The 22,488-nt window shown below is 73.2% G+C and carries 16 protein-coding genes; 11 read left to right on the forward strand and 5 right to left on the reverse strand.

The window, feature by feature from the left end:
* The first annotated feature begins 60 nt into the window (after positions 1-60).
* The 10 genes from ACOJVX_RS10475 (at position 61) to ACOJVX_RS10520 (ending at position 11,905) form a co-directional block, all read left to right on the forward strand.
* Positions 61-378, forward strand: a complete 318-nt coding sequence (locus ACOJVX_RS10475; RefSeq protein WP_026420414.1) for a GNAT family N-acetyltransferase — start codon at positions 61-63, stop codon at positions 376-378.
* Entirely contained in the window at positions 371-1,321 is a 951-nt protein-coding gene (locus ACOJVX_RS10480) for a pirin family protein (protein ID WP_026420413.1), read from the forward strand. The genes ACOJVX_RS10475 and ACOJVX_RS10480 overlap by 8 nt, the downstream gene beginning before the upstream one ends.
* A gap of 654 nt (positions 1,322-1,975) precedes the next feature.
* Positions 1,976-2,176 carry a hypothetical protein gene (locus tag ACOJVX_RS10485; RefSeq protein WP_026420412.1) on the forward strand — a complete coding sequence of 67 codons (201 nt, stop codon included), beginning with the start codon at positions 1,976-1,978 and terminating at the stop codon, positions 2,174-2,176.
* Positions 2,177-2,273: 97 nt separating this feature from the next.
* On the forward strand, positions 2,274-5,444 hold the full coding sequence (locus tag ACOJVX_RS10490; protein WP_422647469.1) for a lantibiotic dehydratase: 3,171 nt from the start codon (positions 2,274-2,276) through the stop codon (positions 5,442-5,444).
* Complete coding sequence (locus ACOJVX_RS10495) at positions 5,441-6,763, forward strand: lanthionine synthetase C family protein (protein ID WP_422647470.1); 1,323 nt, start codon at positions 5,441-5,443, stop codon at positions 6,761-6,763. The genes ACOJVX_RS10490 and ACOJVX_RS10495 overlap by 4 nt, the downstream gene beginning before the upstream one ends.
* Positions 6,763-7,821, forward strand: coding sequence for a thiopeptide-type bacteriocin biosynthesis protein (locus ACOJVX_RS10500; RefSeq protein ID WP_422647471.1), 1,059 nt, complete (start codon positions 6,763-6,765; stop codon positions 7,819-7,821). Before ACOJVX_RS10495 ends, ACOJVX_RS10500 begins: the two co-directional genes overlap by 1 nt.
* Positions 7,799-8,548, forward strand: a complete 750-nt coding sequence (locus ACOJVX_RS10505) for a class I SAM-dependent methyltransferase (protein WP_418154399.1) — start codon at positions 7,799-7,801, stop codon at positions 8,546-8,548. Before ACOJVX_RS10500 ends, ACOJVX_RS10505 begins: the two co-directional genes overlap by 23 nt.
* A 752-nt stretch (positions 8,549-9,300) precedes the next feature.
* On the forward strand, positions 9,301-10,056 hold the full coding sequence (locus ACOJVX_RS10510) for a hypothetical protein (RefSeq protein WP_418154398.1): 756 nt from the start codon (positions 9,301-9,303) through the stop codon (positions 10,054-10,056).
* A gap of 145 nt (positions 10,057-10,201) precedes the next feature.
* The gene (locus ACOJVX_RS10515) at positions 10,202-11,359 is read left to right on the forward strand and encodes an alkaline phosphatase family protein (protein WP_418154397.1); all 1,158 of its coding nucleotides are present in this window, start codon (positions 10,202-10,204) and stop codon (positions 11,357-11,359) included.
* 150 nt (positions 11,360-11,509) lie between these two features.
* Entirely contained in the window at positions 11,510-11,905 is a 396-nt protein-coding gene (locus ACOJVX_RS10520) for an NUDIX hydrolase (RefSeq protein ID WP_103056836.1), read from the forward strand.
* Positions 11,906-12,344: 439 nt separating this feature from the next.
* On the opposite strand, the gene ACOJVX_RS10525 is transcribed toward ACOJVX_RS10520, so the two are convergent.
* The 3 genes from ACOJVX_RS10525 to ACOJVX_RS10535 form a co-directional block, all read right to left on the reverse strand.
* Positions 12,345-14,240 (reverse strand): hypothetical protein, encoded by a 1,896-nt coding sequence (locus tag ACOJVX_RS10525; RefSeq protein WP_422647472.1) that lies wholly within the window; start codon positions 14,238-14,240, stop codon positions 12,345-12,347.
* Positions 14,225-15,028: an ABC transporter ATP-binding protein gene (locus ACOJVX_RS10530; protein WP_051314331.1), complete on the reverse strand. Its 804-nt coding sequence runs from the start codon at positions 15,026-15,028 to the stop codon at positions 14,225-14,227. The genes ACOJVX_RS10525 and ACOJVX_RS10530 overlap by 16 nt, the downstream gene beginning before the upstream one ends.
* A 962-nt stretch (positions 15,029-15,990) precedes the next feature.
* The gene (locus tag ACOJVX_RS10535) at positions 15,991-16,986 is read right to left on the reverse strand and encodes an aldo/keto reductase (RefSeq protein ID WP_026420405.1); all 996 of its coding nucleotides are present in this window, start codon (positions 16,984-16,986) and stop codon (positions 15,991-15,993) included.
* A gap of 123 nt (positions 16,987-17,109) precedes the next feature.
* On the opposite strand from ACOJVX_RS10535, the gene ACOJVX_RS10540 reads away from it, so the two are divergent.
* Complete coding sequence (locus ACOJVX_RS10540; protein ID WP_026420404.1) at positions 17,110-17,970, forward strand: helix-turn-helix domain-containing protein; 861 nt, start codon at positions 17,110-17,112, stop codon at positions 17,968-17,970.
* A gap of 820 nt (positions 17,971-18,790) precedes the next feature.
* Here the strand turns inward: ACOJVX_RS10540 and ACOJVX_RS10545 are convergent.
* A complete protein-coding gene (locus ACOJVX_RS10545) occupies positions 18,791-20,506 on the reverse strand; it encodes an ABC transporter ATP-binding protein (RefSeq protein WP_422647473.1) in 1,716 nt (571 codons plus the stop codon).
* On the reverse strand, positions 20,503-22,308 hold the full coding sequence (locus tag ACOJVX_RS10550; protein ID WP_422647474.1) for an ABC transporter ATP-binding protein: 1,806 nt from the start codon (positions 22,306-22,308) through the stop codon (positions 20,503-20,505). The genes ACOJVX_RS10545 and ACOJVX_RS10550 overlap by 4 nt, the downstream gene beginning before the upstream one ends.
* Positions 22,309-22,488: the final 180 nt, after the last annotated feature.

The raw sequence follows: 22,488 nt of genomic DNA on the forward strand, positions 1-22,488 counted from the left end.
CAGAATGCGGGGGCGTCCCCGTCATCCGGTGCGGGGAGCCGGTGATCAGGAGGGCACGCGATGGTCGAGGAAGCCAGGGTGGTCCGCGACGAGGGGCGCTCCCGGTACGAGGTGTGGGTCGGTGACACCCGGGCCGGGTTCGCCGACTTCCAGGAGGTCGGGAACTCCACGATCCTCACCCACACCGAGGTGTCCAACGACTTCGCGGGGCAGGGCCTGGGCACCCGGCTCGCCACCGGAGCCCTCGACGACGTCGTCGCGCGCGGCCACAAGATCGTCCCGGTGTGCTCCTTCATCGCCGATTTCGTCGCCAGGAACCCCCGCTTCGCCCCGCACGTCCGGCAGCCCCGCCCGCAGGGCGGTGGCGGCGATGAGTGACCTGTCCACCCAGCCCGCCGAGACCCGCTGCGGCTCAGCGACGACCAGCCGCCCGGTCCGCGAGCTCCACCCGGCCCGCGAGGTGCCCCTCGGCGGGATCCGGGGGGTGCGGGTGGACCGCGTGCTCCCCCAACGCACCCTGCCCACCGTGGGTGCCTGGTGCTTCCTCGACCAGTTCGGCCCCCAACGCATCCCGATGACCGTCCTACCCCACCCGCACATCGGCCTCCAGACGGTGACGTGGCCGATCAGCGGCGAGATCCGGCACCGCGACAGCGTCGGCAGCGACGTGCTCGTCCGACCCGGGCAGCTGAACCTCATGACGGCGGGCCGAGGCGTCTCCCACTCCGAGGTCTCCCCCGAGGGCGGGGAGGCCCTGCACGGCCTGCAACTCTGGGTGGCGCTGCCCGCCGACCGCGCCCGGATCGACCCCGGGTTCGAACAGCACCTCGACCTGCCCCGCCACGAGACCGGCCCGCTGCGGGCCACCGTCCTCATGGGTGACCTCGCCGGGGTCCGCTCCCCGGCGACGACGCACAGCCCCCTCCTCGGAGCGGAGCTGTCCCTCGCGCCCGGCCGGGCCGAACTGCCGGTGCGCGAGGACTTCGAACACGCCGTGTTGGTCGTGTCCGGCGAGGTGGAGGTGGACGGGGTCCGCGTCACCCCCGGTCCGCTGCTCTACCTCGGCACCGGACGGAGCGGGCTGGAGTTCCGAGGCGCGGCGGAGGGCACGAGACTCCTGCTGCTCGGTGGGGAGCCGTTCCCGGACGACCTGGTCATGTGGTGGAACTTCGTCGGTCGCGACCACGCCGAGATCGAGGCCGCCCGAGCCGACTGGGAGGACCACCACGGCAGGTTCGGTGTCGTGGCCGGCCACGGCACCGACCGCATCCCCGCGCCGGAACTGCCCGGCGTCCGCCTGCGCCCCCGCCGGCGGAGCTGAACCGCTCCTCCGCCTCCCGCCGCGCGCGCCGTTCCCACCGTGCGCGGCGACACCCGGGAGCACGAACGCCAGCCCCCCGGTCGACGCCCGACATCGAGGCGTCGTCGGGGCGCGGGTGTGGGCCAGCCGGCGCGCCCGCCCCGTGCCACCGAAGATCGCATCGCCCGCGATCCGACCGCCCGCGCCGCTACCTCCGACCCGAGCCGAGGGAACCCCGGAGGCGGTACGCGAGCCCACCTCCCGCGTGCTCGCCGGGCGAGTCGGGCACTCCCGGATCCCTCGCTCCCGCGAGCGGGATCCCGGTGGGCCGCCACCGACATCTCGGCCGGTGAATCGCGTGTACCGACTCGTCCCGCCGCGCTCAAGTCGTGGTTAAGGAGAACTAAACCCGGACGCGGAAACGGATTCCGTGATCCCGAGTGCCCTTTACGGCTTCAAAGGGGGCTGTTAATGTCCGGCAGGGAATCAAGCCGATGGTGTGGGAATATCACGTACGTGCGGTGCGTCCTCCCGGTCCGGTGGAGAAATCCTCCGGCCGGCGTTCGACCCGCCCGGTTCCGGTGGTTGCTCGTGTGCTGTTCGGATCCTTCTCGCGTGCGCGGTCCTTCCCCGCCGCCGACGGTTTTTCGACCGTCCGGATATCAAGGAGGCAACGTGACCACAGCGACCGCCGCCATGGAGACCGAAGCGGAACCCGGCCTCGCGGATCTGGATCTCGACATCCAGCTCGAGGTGACCGGAGGTGCTGACGCGACGTTCCGCCCCGAGATGTTCACGTTCGTGACCTGCGAGACGACGGGCACGTCCGGAACGTCCTGCAACCTGACGAACGGCTGCAACCCGCCCTGTTGCTGACGACGGGAGCGGTAGGAATTTCCTAGGAAGGTCAGAATCCGGCTGCCACCGGACTTGTCCGGTGGCAGCCCGATCTTCTCCGAGAAGGTTGCCCTCCATGACACGAGATCGCTGGTTCGAGGCCGCTGGCCCGATTTTCCTCCGTGCCGCATCCCTCCCTGGTGGTACGTTCGACAAAACCATCGCGAGCCTTGTCGACGTCGCGGCGAGCACGGATGCGGACCTGGTCGAATACATCACCGAGCTGGCCGCCAACGACGTCCTTCGGGAGGCCGTGGCCGTCTCCAGCGGTCACCTTTCGGAGGAAGTTGACAGAATTCTGGACGGCGGTTCGGTGAGCCGGAAGAAGTTGGTGCGGGTGGCGGTCGCCATGACCCGGTACGCGCGCCGCATCACGGGGCGGCCCACCCCGTTCGGGCTCCTCGCGAGCGTCTCGGTCCTGGGAGGCCCGGCGACGGACCGGGCCGGCTCCCACTCCTCCGCTCCGACGAAGACCGCACGCCCCGACGCGCGGTGGTTCGACGCGGCCTCGGCCACCTGGCGCGCCGATCCCGAGGTCCGCGCGTCCCTCCAGGTCGTGCTCAACAACCTCTGCGTCCAGCGGGGTGACAGGCTCGTCCTGCCCCACGTCCCGGTCCGGGCCGAGGGCACGGAGAAGCTGGGCAGCACGGAGGAGCTGCCGAGGGAGTTGACCATGCGGTTGACCCCGGTGTTGTCCTGGGTCCGGCGGAACACCGACCGCCCCCGGTCCTACTCCTCCCTCCTGGGCGAGATGGCCCGGGAGTTCCCCCGCCTCGGCCAGGACCGGCTGGACGCCTTCCTCGCCACCCTCGTCGCACACGAGGTCCTGCTCACCGAGTTCTCCACGACCAGGTTGGACGACGACCACCTGGCCACCCTGGAGGACCTGCTGCCCGCCGGGACACGGGCCCGGCACGACATCCGCGTCGTGCGCGAGGCACTGTCCGACTACCGCGCCACGGCTCCCGGGCAGGGCGGTGACACGTGGCGATCCCTGCTCGACACTGTCACCGGCGTGACACCCTCCCGCTCGGCGGCCCCGCACGTCGACCTGTACCGGGACAGCGCCCTGCGCCTGCCCGCACCCGTTCTCGACGAGGTCGAACGCTGCGCCTCCGCGCTGTGGTCCATGTCGGCGCCGAGCGACGCCTTCGCGCACATGCGGGGGTACCGGAAGGCGTTCACGGACCGCTACGGGCAGCACGGCGCCGTCCGGCTCACGGAGCTGGTCGACCCGCACCGAGGCCTGGGTTACCCGACCGGCTACCTCTACCCGCGCACGAGCACCACGCTCCCCACCGGGAAGCGACCCGCGAACGAGCGGGACACCGAGCGCCGCGAGGTCCTGGGCGAGTTCCTGCACCGGGGGCTGAACGACGCCACCAGGGAACTCGTCCTCTCCGACGACGACGTCCGCCGCCTGACCGTGGACGACGACGTCCCACCGCCACGGTCCCTGGAGAACTGCTTCCAGGTCCTGGCCCCGGACGAGGAGCGGCTCGCCGCCGGGGACTTCACCCTGCACCTGGCCCCCGCCATCGGTTCCTACACGGCGGGGGCGATGAACGGCCGCTTCGCCGGGGCGACCGGCACGGCGGCCGACCTGGGCCGGCTGATGAGCGACCCCGACGGCGGGTTGCCCGCGCAGGTCGTGTTCCTCCCGGTGCTGCCCCGGGCGCTGAACGTGATGCACGTCCCCGACCTGCTGCCCCACACGATTCCCGTCGGCACCTTCGTCGACCCCGCCGCCGAGGGCGTCATCGACTGGCGCGAACTCGTCGTGGCCGCCGACGGCGACCAGCTGCGCCTGCACTGGGAGCGGACGGGCCAGGAGGTCCACCCCGTGGTTCCCCACGTCGTGAGCCTGAGCACCACCGCCCCCAACCTGGCCCGACTCCTGGCCGAACTCCCCTTCTGCGGCGAGGGCAGGGTCTGGCAACCGTGGGACTGGGGTCCCTTCTCGACGTTGCCGTGCCTGCCCCGCGTCCGGCTCGGCCGGGTCGTCGTCTCCCCCCTGACCTGGCGGCCGAGCACCCGGATGCGGCACGGCGCGGCACGCGCCACCGGGTGGACCGAGGCGGTCACCCGGTGGCGGGACGACCTGCGGATCCCCGACCGCGTCCACATCGGCCGGCGGGACCAGGTCTACGAGCTCGACCTGTCCAGCCCCTTCCAACGGGAGATCCTGCGGCGGGAGATCACGAGAGGCGAGCTGACCGTCACCGAGCCCCCGAGGGAGGCGGCGGACGGCAACGGACTGCTGGGCGGCCACAACAACGAGGTGGTCGTCTCCCTGCGGCGCCTCGCTCAGCCGGACACCCGAGACCCCCACCCGGACCTGGACCCGCGACGGCTGGCCAACACCGAGGACCGCGTCACCCACCACCCGGGCGGGGAATGGGCGTTCGTCGAGATCCAGGCGGTCCCCGAGGTGCACGAGGAGCTGATCACCCGGCACCTCCCCCGGCTGGTCGCCGACGTCGAGAACCACCTCGACCGCTGGTTCTTCATGCGGTACCGAGAGACGTGGGACCACATCAGGCTCCGCCTGCACGGCCCGGACGACACGCTCGCCCCCGAGGTGTGGGCCCGGCTCCTGCGCTTCGGCGCGGAGTCGCGGGAATCCGGCCTGATCAGGGACCTCAGGATCCGCTCGTACGAGCCGGAGGCCGCCCGGTACGGGGGCGCGGCCGGGCTGCGCGCCGCCGAGGAGTGGTTCTGGGCGGACAGCGTCCTGGCCACCGGCCTGCTGGCCGCCCACGGGCAGAAGGGGGAGACCCCGGACAGGAGCCACCTACTGCTGGCCGGGTACGTCCACCTGCTCACCGCACTGGGCAGCTGGGACTGGCTCGACTGGGTGGACGCGCTGCCCACTCCGGAGGGGGCGGCACCACCCCGGCGGGAGATCGAGGCCGCTCTCCGACTGCTGGACCCCGACCGGGCCCGGGCCCTCATCACCGGCTCGCTGCCCCCCGACCGCCACTGGGCCCTCCACACCAGCGGCGCGGCCGTGCGGCGGCTGGGGGAGATCCTCCTGCCCGGCATCGGGAACGAGGACGGACGCGGCTGGCAGGACATGGCGGTGGGAAGCCTGCTGCACATGCACCACAACCGCCTGTACGGCATCGACCCGGCGACGGAGGGGGCGAGCGTGCGCCTCCTGGGCCACGCCGCCCGGGCCCGCCGAGGCCAGCTCCGGCACCGCGCGCGGACCCGGACGTCCGCCGAGGGAAGGGACGCGGGATGACGCACACCGTGACCTCCTCGCACTCCCCGCCCGCCCCTCGACTCGCCCCCCAGGCGTCCGCGCTCGCGGAGCGCATCGCGGACGTGCTGCGGGACGCGCGGAACCTGGAGGTGGAAGCCGAGGACGGAAGCAGGGAACCCTGGCAGACCCTGTCGCTGGCCAGCGGCTACGCCGGCATCTCCGTCCTGTTCAGCGACCGCGTGTCGAGGGATCCGGCGGAGCGGCTGGTCGCCCACCGCTACCTGGGCATGGCCAGCGCGGGCCTGGCCGGCCGCCAGGACCTGGCCCACGGGCTGCACTACGAGGTCGCCGGCCTGGGCTTCGCACTGGACCTCGCACGGCGGGCCGGCGGGGGCTACGCAACGTCCCTGGCGACGATCGACGCCCTGGTGATCGAACGGGTTCGCCGGCTCCGCCACCTGGTGCGGACGACACCGCTCGACACCATGGCGCGGTTCGACGTCCTCGACGGCCTGACGGGCTTCGCCCGGTACCTGCTGCTGCGCGGCGGGGGCACCGCCCCGGAGATCGAGGAACTCCTGATCTCACTCGTCTCGATGGTCGACCCCGTCGAGCACGCCGGTCGCCACGTCCCGCGCTACTGGTCGACGGTGCCCCCCAACTGGCGCCCCGAGATGGAGGAGTCCCTGCGCAGGTACGGTCACCTCAACCTGGGGCTGGCCCACGGCATCGCCGGCCCGCTGGCCGTGCTGGCGACCGCGCACGCCGACGGCGTCGTCGTCCCCGGCCAGGCCGAGGCCATGAGCGCCCTGGTCACCCTGCTGGGCACCTTCCAGCGAGCCGACCGGTACGGGCCGTACTGGCCGGACGTCGTCTCACTGGAGGAGTTCGACGCCGGACGCTCCGACGCGGCGCGTGGCCGGGTCTCGTGGTGCTACGGCGCCCCGGGGGTCTCCCGAGCCGTGCAGCTCGCCGGGCGGGCCCTGGGCCGGCAGGACTGGCTGCTGCTGGCCCAGGAATCCGTGGCCTCGGTCGTCCGGATTCCCCTCGACGCCTGGCGCATCGACCACTGGTCCCTGTGCCACGGCTGGGCGGGTGCGCTGCACCTGCTCGGCTACTTCACCGACGGACCGGACGGGCAGCTCGTCCGCCAGTGCAGGGACCGGGTCGTCGAACGCATCCTTCGCGCCGTCGACGGCGATCGGCTACCGACCTTCGCCGTCGGGCACGACCACATCGGGCCCGGGCGGGAGCCCGCCGGGTTCCTCGGCGGCGCGGCGGGCCTCGCCCTCGCCCTGGACGACTACGCCGCGCCAGGGCGGGCACTGCCCTGGCCCAGCGCCCTGGCGGTGATGTGATGGACACCCACGGTTCCCCGGAGGCCCGGTCCGCCGAGGGCACGGGACACCCATCGGGGCACGCCGTGCGCGTCGGCGGCAGGACGTGGACGCTTCCCGACTTCCTGCGGGCCCTCGCCGCCCAGCTCGACGACACCCCGCCCCGCTCGGTTCCCTTCACCTCCGCCGACCTCCCCGCGCTCGACGCCTTCCTCGGAGCCGGGTTGCCGGCACTGCGGGCGCACGACGAACACCACACGTGGCTCGAGTACCGCCTGCACCCACCGTCCCGCCCCCGGCACGAGCTGTACGGGGAGCTCCACACGCTGGTGCGCGAGCTCCTGGACGAGGGGCTCCTCACGCACTTCTACTTCGTGCACAAGGCGCAGGGCATCCGGGTGCGCTTCCACGTGCCCCCGGCGCACCACGCGGCGACGGCCGGGAAGCTGGAGGAGGTGTGGCGCGGTTGGGAGCGGACCGGCCTGATCAGCGGCCTGCGGCACGCGGTGTACGAACCGGAGCAGCACCTGTTCGGCGGACCGGCCGCGATGCCGTGGGTGCACGGCGTCTTCACCGCCGACTCGTTGTTCTGGCTGGGGCACCTCCGCCACGAGGAGCCACCAGGCCCCCTGTGGCGCGTCTCGCTGTCGATGATCCGGACACTGCTCGCCGAGCTGGGCATCACCGAGTTCGAGGACCGTGACGTGTGGGACAGGTTGCGGTGGCAGGCGGGCCGGACGTTCGGCTCGGAGGAACCGGCCGGCTGGGCGAGGACGTCGGCCAGGATCAACCAGGTGTGGAACGCTTCCGACTTCCTGAACTCCCCGCGTTCCTGGCCCCAGGTCGGCGAGGACCTCACCCGTTTCCGGGACGCGGTGCGCCGGGTGTGCGCGGCCTGGCGAGCGGAGCACCTCGAGCGTCCCGGTGCCCTCGTCGGACCTCGGGAGGCGGCCGCCTTCCTCGTCGTCTTCCACTGGAACCGGGCCCGGATGCCCCGGGACTGGCAGGTCGGCATCACCGAAGCACTCGCCCAGGGCCCATCCGAGGAGGTCGTGCGTGCCACGAGAACCACAGGCTGACCCCGTGGTGGGTGACGCCTTCGGCGCCATGGTCCGCGACTGCTGGTACGAGGGCGGCGCCGCCGGGGAGGTCACGGAGCTGCTGGAACGGGACGACGGGCAGTGGTACCGCTCGCCGGCGGCCGCCTACTTCGATCCCCTGGACGCGTGGCAGGACGTCGACCGGGAACTGGTGCGGGCCGTGCGCGGCTCGGTGCTGGACGTCGGCTGCGGCGCTGGCCGGGTGCTGTCCGTCCTCCGTGACCGGGGGTATCGCGTCCTGGGTGTCGACGCCTCGGCCGGGGCGGTCCAGGTCTGCGCCGAGCGCGGCCTGGACGCCGTGGTCGGACGGCTCTCCGACCTCGGCCACCTGACCGGGGGCTTCGATTCGATCATCCTGACCGGGAACGGCCTGGGGCTCCTCGAAAGCCGGGACCGGGCACCGACGCTGCTCACGGAGCTGGCGAGGGTGGCCAACCCTGGGGCGGTCATCCTGGGGACGAGCTTCGACCCCGCACGACTGTCCTCTCCCGCCGAACTCGCCTACCAGGAGGAGAACCTCCGGCACGGGCGGCTGCCCGGCCAGTGGCGGCTCCGGGTGCGCTACGCCGACCTCGCCTCCGAGTGGTTCGACTACGTCTTCCTCGCTCCGGACGACCTGCGGACCCTCACCACGGGCACACCCTGGACCCTGGAGGACGTCTGGGCGGGCGAGTTCCACCACCTGGCGCGGCTGCGCCTGCGGTGAGGGCGAGGCGACCGACGGGCACCGCGAGCGCGACGTCGCGGTCCGGGCCGAGTCGCCCCGCAACCCGGCACACCCGCGCGACCCGGAGCGGCCGTTCGGGCGAGTCGTCCACCCGCAGCCGACCCGCCGGCCCGCGACGGCAGGGCACGTGCCCGCACCGGTCCCCAGCACAGGGCACCGCCCGGGCTCCACATCAGGCAGGGGTGGTCGGCCGGATCCTCTGGCCCGGCCGGGTGGAAGGGAGGACCCGGCGGGCCGAGGTCGGGATCGACGGCACCCCGAGGCATGGTGAGCGGGCTACCTCCGACCCACGCGACCCGGTGCGCACCGCCGGGCGAGCCGCCCGGCGACGTGACCACCGGGGCGGCGTGACCACCGCCGACAGCCACTCCCCACGAGCCGAGGCCGGTCGAACTCCCCGTGGGAGGCCGGAGTGGTCCGTGGGACGGAGTGCCATCACCCTTCCAGCCGTACAGCTGGCTCCACCCGAGAACGGCAGCTGGCACCCCTGACCTCCCGCACCCGATCTGGTTGGCTCGACGGCGACGGACACCCGCGCCCCGACGCCCGCCCTCCGGCGCCGGCGATCAACCGCGCCCGCCTCGGACGGCGCCGTCCGCCCACCAAGGCGCCACGGAACCGGCTGGTGGACGTCCACCCCCGCACGCGGCGAGGAAGCCGTGTCCCACGCGCACCGCAAGACCACCGCCCCACGCGGCCGAGGCCGCCGACGACAAGGATGACGACCACCGATGACCAGCACCACCAGGAGTTCCCGGACCCGGCCCACGATCGCCCTGGTGGTATCGAGCCTTCTCCTGGCCGCCTGCGGCACCGACACGCCCCCGCGCTCCGACGAACGCGACTTCCCCCTGGAGGGCCCCCGGCTCACCATCGACACCGGCAACTTCGACCTCCGCGTCGTCCCGGGCTCCGACGGCACCGTCACCGTGCGCAGGACGCTAACCGGCATGGCGGCCGAGGACGGCAACGCCACCTGGGCACTCGAGGGCGAGGACCTGATCCTCCACGCCCGGTGCGAGGGGTTCAGCCCGGGCTGCGGCGCGAGTTTCGAGGTCGCCGTGCCCCCGGACACGACGCTCACCCTGCGCGCGGAAGCCGGGCACATCGGCGCGACCGACATCCCGAACGACCTGGAGATCCACAACACCAACGGCACCGTCGACCTCGCCCACGTCGCGGGCGAGGTCGACGTCACCGGTGTCGCCGGCGCGATCACCGGGACCCGCCTGCGCTCCCCGGCGGTGCGCGTCCACAGCGAGAACGGCAGCGTCCGCCTGGGCTTCACCTCCGCGCCCGACACCGTGGACGCCGTGTCCCGCCACTCGTCGGTGACCGTGACGCTGCCCCCGGACGAGACCTACGCGATCAACGCGACCAGTGAGCACGACCGCGCGGACGTCGAGCTGCCGAACGACCCGACCAGCCCCCGCGACATCCGCGCCGCCAACGTCAACGGTGGGGCGGTGCTCGTCCGGGCAGGCTGACGGGGCAGCCCGGTCACCCGGTCCCCCGGGCCAGCCCGAGGACCGGGCCTCGGCAGCCAGCCCGACGCGCGGGCGGAAGAGCGGAGGGACATCCCCGCCAACGAGGACCGCCCCGCCCCGTGACAGGGGCACTAGGGTCGGTCGCATGGAACCCCTGGTACCCGGGTATCGAGCTGGTTCACTCGCCGACGTCGTCCCGTCGCTGCTGGCCGGACTGGGCCTCCCCGGGACCTCGAACGACCTCGGACTGCCCGAGGCTACGAAGATCTGCCTCCTGCTCGTCGACGGACTGGGCTGGGAACTCCTGCGCGCCCACCCCACCGAAGCGCCGTTCCTGACCTCCCTGACCACCGGTCGCGCCCCGTTGGCCGCAGGCTTCCCCGCGACCACGGCCACCAGCATCGCCACCATCGGAACCGGCGTGCCACCAGGGGAGCACGGAATCGTGGGGTACTCCCTCGCCGTGGGTCGGGACGACCTCGTCCTCAACGCGTTGGGCTGGCACCGGCATGGCGACGGCCGCCCGGTGGACCTCCGCTCCCAGGTCGTCCCCGAGGAGTTCCAGCCCCGTCGGACGGTGTGGGAACGCGCGGAGGAGGCCGGCGTCGCGGTGCACATGGTCGCGCACCGCGACCAGGACGGCAGCGGGCTGACCCGCGCGGTCCTGCGCGGCGGGCGCTTCCACGGCACCCACGCCCTCGGCGACCTGACGAGCGGTGCGGTGGCGGCGCTCCAGGCGGGGGGCCGGGTGCTCTGCTACGCCTACCACGGTGACCTCGACGCCCTCGGTCACCTCCACGGGCCGGGCAGCGATCCCTGGCGCCACCAGCTCGCGCACGTCGACCAGCTCGCCGCCGCCGTCGCCGGGCGGCTCCCCGCCGACGGCATGCTGGTGGTCACGGCCGACCACGGAATGGTCTCGATCGGCGAGGACGACCGCGTGGACCTCGACACCGAGGCACCGTTGCGGGAGGGCGTCCGCATGATCGGGGGCGAGGCGCGGGTGCGCCACCTCCACACTGAACCGGGCGCCACCGCCGACGTGCTGGCCGCGTGGCGGGAACGGCTCGGCGACCGGGCGTGGATCGTGCGTCGGGACCAGGCCGTCGAGGCCGACTGGTTCGGTCCCGTCGTCGCCGACCATCTCCGCCCCCGCATCGGGGACCTCGTCGTCGCCGCGCGCGGAACCCTGGGGCTGACGCGGTCACGGGCCGAGTCGCGGCTCAGCGGCTTCGTCGGACAACACGGCTCGCTGACCGCCGAGGAACAACTCGTCCCCCTGCTGGCCTTCCGGAACCCCTGACCCCCGACCCGTCCATCGGACCAGCACCACGGCCGGGTGCCGCACCGCCCGCCCCCGAATCCGGGACCACCGTGCGGCGGCCACCACGGCGCCGGGGATGCTGGGGCAGCGCCGTCGGTGACGGCGCCGGAGGCGAGGAGGAGTGGGCTGGTGGTCATCGACAAGGTGGCGTGGCTGGAGATCGTGGACGGAGCGGTGCTGTGCGCCCGGTCCCGTGGCAAGGAGCTGTTCTACCTGCCGGGCGGCAAGCGGGACCCCGGGGAGACCGATGTCCAGACCCTCGTGCGGGAGGTCGACGAGGAACTCGGCGTCGAGGTGCTGGCTGACTCGGCGGAACACGTGGCCACCGTCGAGGCCAGTGCCGACGGGAAGGCCGAGGGCGTGCTCGTCCGGATGGCCTGCTATCGCGCGGAGCACCGGGGCACCCCGGAACCCCGCGCCGAGATCGAGGAACTGGCCTGGTTGACCTCGGCGGACCGGGATCGGCTGTCCGAGGCTGGCCGCGCCGTGTTCGACGACCTGCGGGAGCGTGGCCTGCTCAACTGACCCCTCCGCGTGGGGGTTGGCCGTCCGGCCGAGTGGCGCCGGGGCCGGCCCGGCTCCCGCTCGGAACCCGGCGGTGCACCTCGCCCCGCCCCCGGGGCGGTCGCCCCTCAGCGGTGGCCCCGGGACGGCCGCCGGACCCCGGCGGACGGGCCCGCCTCCGCGAGGCGCGGCGATCCTGGCGTGGGCAGTGGCGGTGGGTTGATCAGATCGCCGCGGCTCCGCTGGAGGACCTGCCCCTGACCGGCCCCGACCTGTTCCTCCGGACCGTGCCGCTCGGCGTGCCGCCGGACGAGCGGGACCGGCGCGCCTCCTCGAACCGCGCGGCGAGGATGTCGCCGCTCCGGGCGAGGACGTCACGAGGACCAGTGGGAACGCGCGGCGACGGAGGGCCCGGTCGAGAACTGGCTTACCGGCTGCTGGGTGAGGGGCCGGGTCCGGGTCAGGCGGCCACGGCGGCCGCCGATGTCGTCGCCGGTTCCCGCCGCAGCCTGCGCAGTCTCAGCAGGGTGCGGGCGCCGGTCGCGTAGACGAGCACGCTCAGCCCGACCAGCAGGATGGCGACCGGAACGGGCAGCGGCTCGGGCAGGCGCGTCGCGAACGTCCACAGGGTCCGCGACGCGTCGCCCCCGACGATCAGGATCAACGAGATGACGCCGGAGGCCATCGGTATCCACCCGGCGCCGAGGCACAGCCCGATCGTGACGCGCATCCCGTTCGCGCCCGGCGGCTCGACCAGGACGACCGTGGGCTCCCCCGGCTTCGCGCGGAGGTTCGGGTTCCCGCCCCGCAGTTTCTCCAGCAGCTCGGGGCCGTTCGTCTCGAGCCTGCGGTAGGCCAGCCGCCCGAACAGCCACAGGGCCAACCCGCCGATGAGCAGGCCGAGAGGCACACCCGACCACCGCAGCAGCGGGTCGTCGCGCAACGTCCCCAGGAGCACGACGCCGGCGACCGGCAGGGCGGCCGCGACCGAGGCGCCGATCATGATCCAGACCAGCCCGGTGATGTTGCCGCTGTCGGTGGCGGGGTTCGCGCTGCGGCGGTGGGCGTCGGGCATCCGGATGGGCACCATGACCGACAGCAGCGCCAACAGCCCGGCGCCGGTCCCGATGGAGCTGGCGAGGAAGCCGAGCGCCCACGGCCACAGCCAGCCCTGCCCGTCGACCAGGATCCCGATCACGGTCAGCGCCAGGGCGACCGGCACGGTGACCAGCAGCCACGCCAGCTGGCGCCCCCGCACGTCCACCCGCTCGACGCCCGGGTTCATCAGCGTCAGCCACAGCGCGCTGCCGTCGGCGCTGTACAGGTTCGCCGACGACGCGGCGGCGATGATCACCAGCGCGACACCGGCCCAGGGCAGGTAGGCCGTGACGCCCGCCAACAGTGGCAGCGCGGAGTACGTGATGGCGAACCACAGGGCGAAGAACCAGAAGTACGTGCGCAGCATGTCCCGGGGCCACGTCCGCAGCTCCTTGCCGATGACGGCGCCGAGCCTGGTCGACGGCAACCGGCCGACCAGGGTCCGGGAGGACACCTTCGGGCGAACCGCCGGCGTGCCGAGCGCGCCCGTCACCCGGCGGTGCAGCAGCCTCGACCACAACGCCAGCAGGCCGAGGACGAGTGCGACGAGTGCGACGAGCAGTCCGCCGGCCACCAGCCAGTCGGAACGTCCCGCGGCCTCGACGGCCGCGACTCCCCAGCCGGAGGGCAGCACCCGCAGGGTGATCGGCAACCAGGCCGGCCAGTCCCCGCGCAGCATCTCTGACTGGCCGAGCACGACCAGCAGGACGCCGATGTTCGAGGCGCACGCCACGATCACCGCCCACGGCACGGCGACCAACGCGGCGCCGACCCGGGAGCGCATCGTCTCGCCGACCAGCGCGATCGTGATCCGGGAGAGGAGCACCAGCGTCGCGAGCGTCGCGGGCACGGCCACCAACGCGACCAGCGTCGGCCCGATTCCGAGCCGGACGGCGAACACGACGAGGGCGAGGAACGCGAGCAGCGTGACCGCCGGTCCGATACCGAACAACGACATGCCGAACAGGCCGTTGGCCATCGTCCGCGACGACATCGGGACGCGGGTGAGGTGCTCGGGGCGCAGGTCGTTCCTCTCACCGCCGGCGAACAGCGGGCCGAGGACCCACCCGAGCGTCCACCCGGCGAACACCACCGCGAGCACGTCGGCCGAGATGGCCGCGTCGTTCACCGCCACGACGATCGTGCCCGCCGCGGTCAGCACGCCGAGCACGGCCCCCAGGGCCATCTCCGCCGCGTGCCCTCCGGTCATCGAGTTCCGGAGCATCGCGAGCTTCATCCGGATCAGGACCCCAACCACGAGAGCCCCTTCTCGCCCGGGGTCGACGCGCCGACGAGGCGGACGAAGGTGTCCTCGAGGCTGGCGCCGCCGCGCACCTCGTCGAGGGTGCCCTCGGCGACCGTTCTGCCCGAGGCGATCACCGCCACCTGGTCGCAGAGCATCTCGACGAGCAGCATGGAGTGGCTGGAGACCACCACGGAGCCGCCCCGGCTGACGAACTGCTGGAGGATCGATTTGATCGTCATCGACGAGACCGGGTCCACGGCCTCGAACGGTTCGTCCAGGACCAGCAGGCGGGGACCGTGCAGCAGTGCGGTGGCCAGGCCGATCTTCTTGCGCATGCCGGCGGAGTAGTTGCCGACCAGCGTCCGCTCGGCGCCGTCCAGCTCCATCACCGTCAGCAGCTCGTCGGCGCGCTCGGCGACCGCGCCGGCCTCGAGGCCGTGCAGCAGTCCCAGGTAGGTGAGCAACTCCCGACCGGTCAGTCGCTCGGGCATCGCCAGGCCGTCCGGTAACACGCCGAGCATCGCCTTGGCACGCACCGGGTCGGCCCAGACATCGACGCCGAACACCCGTGCCGTCCCGGCGTCGGGGCGCAGGAGCCCGACCGCCATGGACAGGGAGGTGGTCTTGCCCGCTCCGTTGGGGCCGACCAGACCGAAGAAGGAGCCACTCGGCACCGTCAGGTCCACCCGCGTCACGGCGTCGACGTCCCCGAACGCCTTTCGCAGGCCCCGAACCTCCAACGCGGGTAATCGCCCTCCGACCACCGGCGGTGCGGAATTCTCGCTGCGCTCGTGGGTCATCTGGCCACCAAAGGGGTCGTGGCGGTCAATTCCTGGAAATCCGGCGTCAAATCGGGCTGGGCGCGATTGGAGCGCGTCCATCCTAGCGGACCGGGATTCCGCTCAGTTGGCGGTCGAATGCCCCTGATTCCAGGGGAGGAGCAGGGGGTGGTCCGCCGCGCCGGACAGGCCGGGCACCCTCGGGGCCGGACGGGAAGGGCACCGGCCGCGTGGCCGACGAACGGTGGTCCCGACAGCCTGGACGGGAGCGAACACCGCCTGCCACGCTGTCGATTCCCCTCCTCGGGGGGCGGGACCCAGGACGCCTACCGCGACGGGCCCCTGGCCGACCCGCGTCACCGAGCCCGCCTCGGTGCCCGCGCTGTCCGGTTGTCGGAAAAGCGGCGATGGCGTTTCAGCACATGGTCGGTTCCGCCGCCTTCGCGGAACGGGGAATCGCGGAATGCGGAATCAGTTGGTACGGCATCACCGGTGAGGTAATCCGGTTCGACGAATGTGGTCCTGTCCTGGTGCGCCGCGCTCGGCCCCGGGGGCGAAGGTGTTCTCCCCCGGGACGCCCCACGGTTCGACGCGCCGTTCCTCGGGCGTTCATCGGGACAGGCGGCCGACTGGCGTTCACCGTCGAGGACCTTTCCCGTGTCCGAGCGTCCCGAGCGTCCCGAGCGTCCCGAGCGTCCCGAGCGTGCGAGCCCCGGGTCCGGACGAGGACCAGGACCAGAAGTTCCGGCCACATCCCTCGGGCGGAGGCGTACTCCGGTGAGGCCACGAGGCTTCGCCGACACCGCGTGGTGCGTGACCGCCCCACGGACCGGGTCGGACCGGCCGTGAGCGGCGGAGCTCCGCCACTCACGGCCGGACGGAGGAGGAGCCGGTCGCGACTCACCGGGTGGCGCGTCCGGCGTTCGGGACACCACCCACGGGAGGCGGTCCCGCCCACGGCCACGACGTGCGGTCCTCGGAGTTCAGTTGCCGACGCCGAGGCCGGACATCATCGGGGTCGGGTACCGGTCCCCTCGGGCGGCTCCCGGTGGCACGGCCTCCTCGATCGCGGCGAGGTCCTCCGGGGTGAGATCGATGTCGAAGGCGGGCAGCGCCTCGCCCAGCCGCCCGCGGGTACGGGCACCGACGAGCGGCACGATGTCCGAGCCCTGGGCCGCCACCCAGGCGATGGCCAGTTGCGCGACGGTGCGGCCCTTGGCCTCGGCGACCCGGCGGAGCGCCTCGGCGAGGGCGAGGTTGTGCTCCACGTGTTCCGCCGAGAACCGGGGGAGGAGTGCCCGCATGTCACCGGGTGCGGTGACCGGCGCGGCCGCCCAGTGCCCCGAGAGCAGCCCTCGGCTCAACACCCCGTAGGGCGTCATCCCGATGCCGAGCTCACGCAACGTCGGCAGCACCTCCGCCTCGACCGCGCGGGAGACCAGTGAGTACTCGATCTGCAGGTCGGCGATCGGGTGGACCGCGTGTGCCCGGCGGATCGTGGCCGCGTCGACCTCCGAGAGCCCGATGTGCCGCACGTACCCGGCGTCGACCATGTCCTTGATCGCGCCCACCGTCTCCTCGATCGGGACGGTGGGGTCGAGGCGGGCGGGGCGGTAGATGTCGACGTACTCGGTGCCCAGCCGCGTCAAGGAGTAGGCCAGGAAGTTCTTCACGGACTCGGGCCGGCAGTCCACACCGGTGAACGACATGCCGGGGCCGCTCAACCCCCCGAACTTCACGCTGAGCTGGTAGCCGTCCCGGTCCCGGCCGCGCAGGGCCTCGGCGAGGAGCAGTTCGTTGTGCCCCATCGCGTAGAAGTCACCGGTGTCGATCAGCGTGGTACCCGCCTCCAGGGCGGCGCGCACGGTGGCGATGGCCTCCGACCGGTCGGTGGCCCCGTAGGCACCTGACAGGCCCATCGCGCCCAGCCCCATGGCTGAGACGGTGGGGCCGGTGGTGCCCAGCGTTCGTGTCCGCATCACGATCTCCTAAGTCGTCGTTCTCCCCAGCCTGCGGGCCGGTCCGGGCGGAGGGGAGAGGAGCGTCGATCGTGGGAGTGGCGCTCCCTGGATGGGGGAGGCGGCTCGGGGCAGCATGGACCCATGGACCGCGAGGAACTGGCCGACTTCCTGCGCCGCCGCCGGGCGGCGATCCGCCCCGCCGAGGTGGGCATCGTCGAGGGCGGCCGCCGGCGGACCAGCGGCCTGCGGCGGGAGGAGGTCGCCCTGCTCGCCGGCATGTCGGTGGACTACGTCGTGCGCCTGGAGCAGGGCCGCAGCAGCCAACCCTCGGTCCAGCTCCTGGGGGCGCTGTCCCGGGCGTTGCGGCTGTCCAACGACGAACGGGCCTACCTGTTCCACCTGGCCGGCCACCGCCCCCCTCCGGCGGAGGAGGTGGCGCGGCTGGCCAGGGCCGGGCTGGTGCGCATGCTCGACCTGGTGGGGGAGACCGCGGCACTGGTCGCCTCCGACCTGGGGGAGGTGCTGGCCCAGAACCGCGCCTCGGTGCACCTGCACGGGGACCTCACCGGCTTCACCGGTGACCGGCGCTACCTCGTCCACCGCTGGTTCACCGACCCCGGTACGCGCGACCAGTACCCGCCCGAGGAACGGGAGCACCAGGCCCGCCAGCTCGTGGCCGACCTCCGCGCGACCGCCGGCCGGCGGACCGGTGACCCCGTGGTCACCGGGCTCGTCCACCGGTTGCGGGCGGCGAGTGAGGACTTCCGCCGGCGCTGGGCGGAACATGCCGTGGCCGTCCGGCGCGCCGACCGCAAGACCCTGCTCCACCCCCGGGTCGGCCGCCTGGTGATGGACTGCGAAACCCTGGTCACCCCGGACCAGGAGCAACTCCTGCTCGTCCTCACCCCGGCTGACGCCGACACCCGCAGACGGCTGGAACTGCTCCAGGTCATCGGCGCCGAGGAGTTCCCCACCGGGACCACGGCCGATTCGACCCGGTGACACCCCGTCCCCGCCCGAGGTCGTCGGACGGTGCCCAGCTCGCAGTCGTGCGCCGCCGCCACCGCCGTCGCCACCGACCCGGCGACGGCGACCGCCCGGACCGGAACAGGGCACAGGCGCCGCCGACCGTCCTCCGGGGCGATCCGACCTCCCAGGAGCGGGGCTGGCAGCGGGGGTGGGTGTTCGGAACTGGCGCGACGGTGGTCCACGGTGCGTGAACCAGCCGGGGCCGCGGGGTCGTCCACTCCAGACCGCTGTCCCAGGCCGCGCTCCCCGTGGACGTGGGTGTCGCCCTCGCCGTTCCCGTCGCTGAGGTGCCCCGGGACGTCCACCCACTCCCGGACAGCAGGACGACGCGCCGGACACCGAGCGCGCCGGCCCCGCTCCACGAACTCCCGCGTCAGCGCGGCGCCGTCCCACGGGACGAGGTAGACCGCAGCCGCCCCGGTCAGCACCGGGTCCCAGGTGCCCTGGTCCCACCAGTCGAAGCGCACGGGACCGGGAACGGGCGGCCGGCCGGCACCGGCACCGGCACCGGCACCGGCACCGGCACACCAGCATCCCCCAGCAGGGCGTTCCACCCGGCGGTCGGTCCTGCCGGTGGCACCGGTGACGAGAATCGGAGCGACGCCCACGACCTCCAGCCAACCCCCTCGACGGAGAGGGGGAGTGGTCACCCAGCTCGAACCGATGGCTGAGCGCCCACTCTGGTGCGGGTGGGCATCCTCGCGGGAACTGCTGTCCTCGGCGGCCCCGCTGACCGGCCCCCGGCTGATCCTCCCGTATGCGCTCGACGGCGCGGCAGCGTGGACTCCGTGGTTCACCCGCCCGGAACGGGGCTCCTGACCGCACCCCAGAACTGCGCGTAGCGGCCTCCTCGGCGCAACAGCTCGTCGTGATCGCCCTCCGCCACCACCCGACCGCCGTCGAGGAGGACCACCCGGTCGGCACGCCACACCGTGCGCGGTCGGTGGGCCACCATGATCACCGTCCGGCCGACCACCAACCGCTCGATCCCCTCGTGCACGGCGGCCTCGTTCACCGGGTCCAGGGCCGAGGTCACCTCGTCCAACAGCACGATCGGCGCGTCCCTCACCAACGCGCGCGCGATCGCGACCCGCTGGCGTTCACCGCCGGAGAGCCGGGCGCCACCCTCCCCCACCCGTGTCGCCCACCCGTCAGGCAGGCGTTCGACCACCTCGTCCAGTCGCGCGGCGGCCGCCGCCTCCCGCACCTCGGCGTCCCGGGCACCCGGACGGCCCAGCCGGACGTTCTCCTCGATCGTGCCGTCGACGAGGTGGACGTCCTGGGAGACGAGGGCGATCCGCGAGAGCAGCACCTCGGTGCTCATCGCACGCACATCCACACCCCCGACCCGCACCGAACCCGCCCGCACGTCGTGGAACCGCGCGATCAACCGGAGCAGCGTGCTCTTGCCCGCGCCCGAGGGCCCGACGACGGCGATCCTCCGCCCCTCCGGCACCGACAGCGACAGGTCGTCGAGCACGTCCCGGTCGCCGTACCGGAAGGAGACGGACGTGAACTCCAGGTCGTGACGTTCGGGTTCCACCGGTTCCCGAGGTTCCGGGAGCGGCTCGGTGCGCAGCACCGTGTCCAACCTGGCCAACTCGGATCGGGCGGCCCGGAGTTTGCCCCCGGACTCCGCGAGCGACAGCAGCGGGTCCACGCAACGGGCGGCCAACACCAGGATGGTCAGCACCTCGGCCACACCGGTGCCGCCGCCGAGCACGAGGTGGACGCTGAGCGCCAACAGCCCGGTGAACAACGCCTGCACGGTGAGGGAAAGACCGATCGTGGCCGGCAACACCGACAGGGTGGTCCGTCGGGACGCCCGCCGGACAGCGCGCAGCGCGTCGTCGAGCAGTTGGAACCGGTCGGCGGTGCGGCCCCCGGCGCGCAGCACCGGCTGGGCCTGGAGGTACTCGATCACCCGGCTGGTGGCTTCGTGGTCGCGGCTGGCGCGGTCCGCGTCGGCGGCGGTCAACGCCCGACCGGCCCAGCGGTGGATCGCCACGACGACCGGCGCGGCGACCACCGCGGCCAGCCCCAGTTGCCAGTGAACGGACAGCATCACGACGATGACCGTCAGCGGGGTGACCCAGGCGGAGATGAACGGCGACAACAGGTGCGCGGTAACGCCCATCGCGGAGAAGATGCCCGGACCGGCCAGGACGGAGACCTCCCCGACCCGGGCCGCGTCGAACCAGCCGACGGGCAGGCGGGCCAGGTGGCCCCCGAACCGCCGGTACATGCCGTCGAGCAGCAGGGTTCCAGCGCGGAACCCCGCCAGGTCGGCCCGGTAGCGCAGCACGCCGTGCGCGGCGACCGCCGCGCCGAACGCGCCCAGCCACGGCCAGGCCTCGGCGGGTTGGCCCCCGAGCAACGCCCGCAACACGGGCAGCACCAACGCGTAGGACAGCCCTTCCGCGATCGCGGCGGCCGTCATCAGGGCGACGGTGCGCCGCACCGGCCGGGCGTACTCCTGGCCCAACACCCGCAGCAGCAGTCGTATCACCGGAACTCGTCTCCTTCGCCCGTCGCCGACCGGTGGAATCGCCAGAACTCGGCGAACCGCCCGTTCCTGGCGAGCAGCTCGGCAGGGCGGCCACGTTCGACGATCACCCCGTCCTCCAGCAGAACCACGGCGTCCGCGCCCTCCACCGTCTCCAGGCGGTGTGCGATGACCAGCACGGTCCGGTCCTTCGCGACCGCTTCCAGGGTCCGGCGAACCGCCAGGGTGGTCGCGGGGTCGGCGAACGCCGTGGCCTCGTCGAGCACCAGGACGGGAGTGTCGGCGAGCAGCGCCCGGGCGATCGAGATCCGCTGCGCCTCACCGCCCGACAGCTCGGTCTCCTCGCCCAGCACCGTGTCGTACCCCCTGGGCAGGCGCAGCACTCGGTCGTGGATGTTCGCCAGCTGGGCGGCGCGCACCACGTCGTCACGGTGCGCGTGCGGCACCGCCAACGCGATGTTGTCCGCGACCGACGCGCGCAGCAGCCGGACGTCCTGGAAGACGAAGGAGATCCGTCGGTGGAGCTCCCGGCCATCGATGTCGCGCAGGTCGACACCGCCGAGGGTGATGCGGCCGTGACCGGGGTCGTGGAACCTCGGCAACAGCTGGACCAGCGTGGACTTCCCGCTCCCCGACGGTCCCACGAGCGCGGTGACCGTTCCTGGCTCGAGTGCCAGGTCGACTCCGCGCAGCACCTCGTGGTCGGCTTCGTAGCCGAACCGGACGTCGTGGAACTCCACCCGGTGCCCGGGGGGAACGAGCGGGTCGGCGGGCTCCGGGAGCGGTTCCACGGCGAGCACGTCCCGGATGCGCCCGACCGCCCGACCGGCGGCCCGCAGGTCGTCCAGTCCGTGGCCGAGGGCCGCCACCGGAGCGGTCAGGCCCAGGCCCAGTAGTGTGAAGGGCAGCAGGTCGGCCGGGGCCAGGCTGCCGTCCGCGATCAGGACGGCACCGCCCGTCAGCACGACCAGCAACACGAAGGGCGGGGACAGTGCCAGCCCCATGCCCGCGGCGGGCCGGGACATCCCGCGCACCCACCGCCCGAACGTCCCGACGAAGTCGTCGACGGACGAGACGAACCGGCGGTGGGCGCCACCGGCCCCTCCGAACGTCCGGACCACCGCGATGCCCTGGACGAACTCGACGACCGAATTCGACAGCCGCCCCATCGCCCCGTCGAACTCCGCCTGCTCCCGCAGCCGGGTCGGCGTCATCATCAGGGGGACCACCGCCAGCGCCAGTACCACCGGCAGCAAGGTGATCAACGTGAGCCGCCAGTCGATGGTGACCAGGTAGACCAGCGACACCAGCGGCACGACGAACGCGGAGGCGAGCTCGCCGGGTGTGTGCGCGATGGCCGGGTGCACCGCGCTGACGTCCTCACCCACCACCTTCGCCAGCTCGCCAGTCCGGCGCCGCGCCAACCACCCGAGCGGTACCCGCCCCAACCACGCCGCCAACCGGCGGCGGAACGACAGCTGGACCTGGTCGTCGAGCACGTGCCCGATCCCGGAGGACATGGCCGTGAACACCAGCCGGACGAACAGGCCGACCGCGCCCACGAGCACGACGAGCCGCAGGTGGCCGGGATCGGCGGGGCCGGGAGACAGCAGGACGCGACCCAGCTCCACGACCGCCAGCAGCGGCACCAGACCGGCCACGTCCCCGACGGCACGCAGGACGGCGACGGCCGCGAAACCTCCGAGGTGGGGGCGCAACAGCCGTGCGACGCCCCGCCCGTCCGGTTCGGAACCCGAGGGCGGGGCCGGTTGGACGCGCGTTCCGTCGGTATCAGCGCGGGTCATCGAGCACCTCCCCACGGGGTCCTCCCAGCGCCAGCCAGGGCCGGGACCTGGGTGGCCGGAGGCGCGCGGTCGCCCCGGTCACACGTCGGAGCTGGCCGCCGCCGTGCCCGGGCAGGACCCCGCGCGGCGACGGCGGCGGCGCGGACGAGGATGACCGCCTGGGCTGGTCGGTTCGGGTCT

Source organism: Actinoalloteichus caeruleus (assembly GCF_049311605.1).
In the GTDB taxonomy this organism is placed as follows: domain Bacteria; phylum Actinomycetota; class Actinomycetes; order Mycobacteriales; family Pseudonocardiaceae; genus Actinoalloteichus_B; species Actinoalloteichus_B caeruleus.

What these genes read in the sequence shown, in the direction of transcription:
- ACOJVX_RS10475 (WP_026420414.1), top strand. Translation starts at nt 61, where the DNA reads ATGGTCGAGGAAGCCAGGGTGGTCCGCGACGAGGGGCGCTCCCGGTAC.
- ACOJVX_RS10540 (WP_026420404.1), top strand. Translation starts at nt 17,110, where the DNA reads ATGGACCGCGAGGAACTGGCCGACTTCCTGCGCCGCCGCCGGGCGGCG.
- ACOJVX_RS10515 (WP_418154397.1), top strand. Translation starts at nt 10,202, where the DNA reads ATGGAACCCCTGGTACCCGGGTATCGAGCTGGTTCACTCGCCGACGTC.
- ACOJVX_RS10490 (WP_422647469.1), top strand. Translation starts at nt 2,274, where the DNA reads ATGACACGAGATCGCTGGTTCGAGGCCGCTGGCCCGATTTTCCTCCGT.
- ACOJVX_RS10530 (WP_051314331.1), bottom strand. Translation starts at nt 15,028, where the DNA reads ATGACCCACGAGCGCAGCGAGAATTCCGCACCGCCGGTGGTCGGAGGG.
- ACOJVX_RS10500 (WP_422647471.1), top strand. Translation starts at nt 6,763, where the DNA reads ATGGACACCCACGGTTCCCCGGAGGCCCGGTCCGCCGAGGGCACGGGA.
- ACOJVX_RS10510 (WP_418154398.1), top strand. Translation starts at nt 9,301, where the DNA reads ATGACCAGCACCACCAGGAGTTCCCGGACCCGGCCCACGATCGCCCTG.
- ACOJVX_RS10480 (WP_026420413.1), top strand. Translation starts at nt 371, where the DNA reads ATGAGTGACCTGTCCACCCAGCCCGCCGAGACCCGCTGCGGCTCAGCG.
- ACOJVX_RS10550 (WP_422647474.1), bottom strand. Translation starts at nt 22,308, where the DNA reads ATGACCCGCGCTGATACCGACGGAACGCGCGTCCAACCGGCCCCGCCC.
- ACOJVX_RS10495 (WP_422647470.1), top strand. Translation starts at nt 5,441, where the DNA reads ATGACGCACACCGTGACCTCCTCGCACTCCCCGCCCGCCCCTCGACTC.
- ACOJVX_RS10535 (WP_026420405.1), bottom strand. Translation starts at nt 16,986, where the DNA reads ATGCGGACACGAACGCTGGGCACCACCGGCCCCACCGTCTCAGCCATG.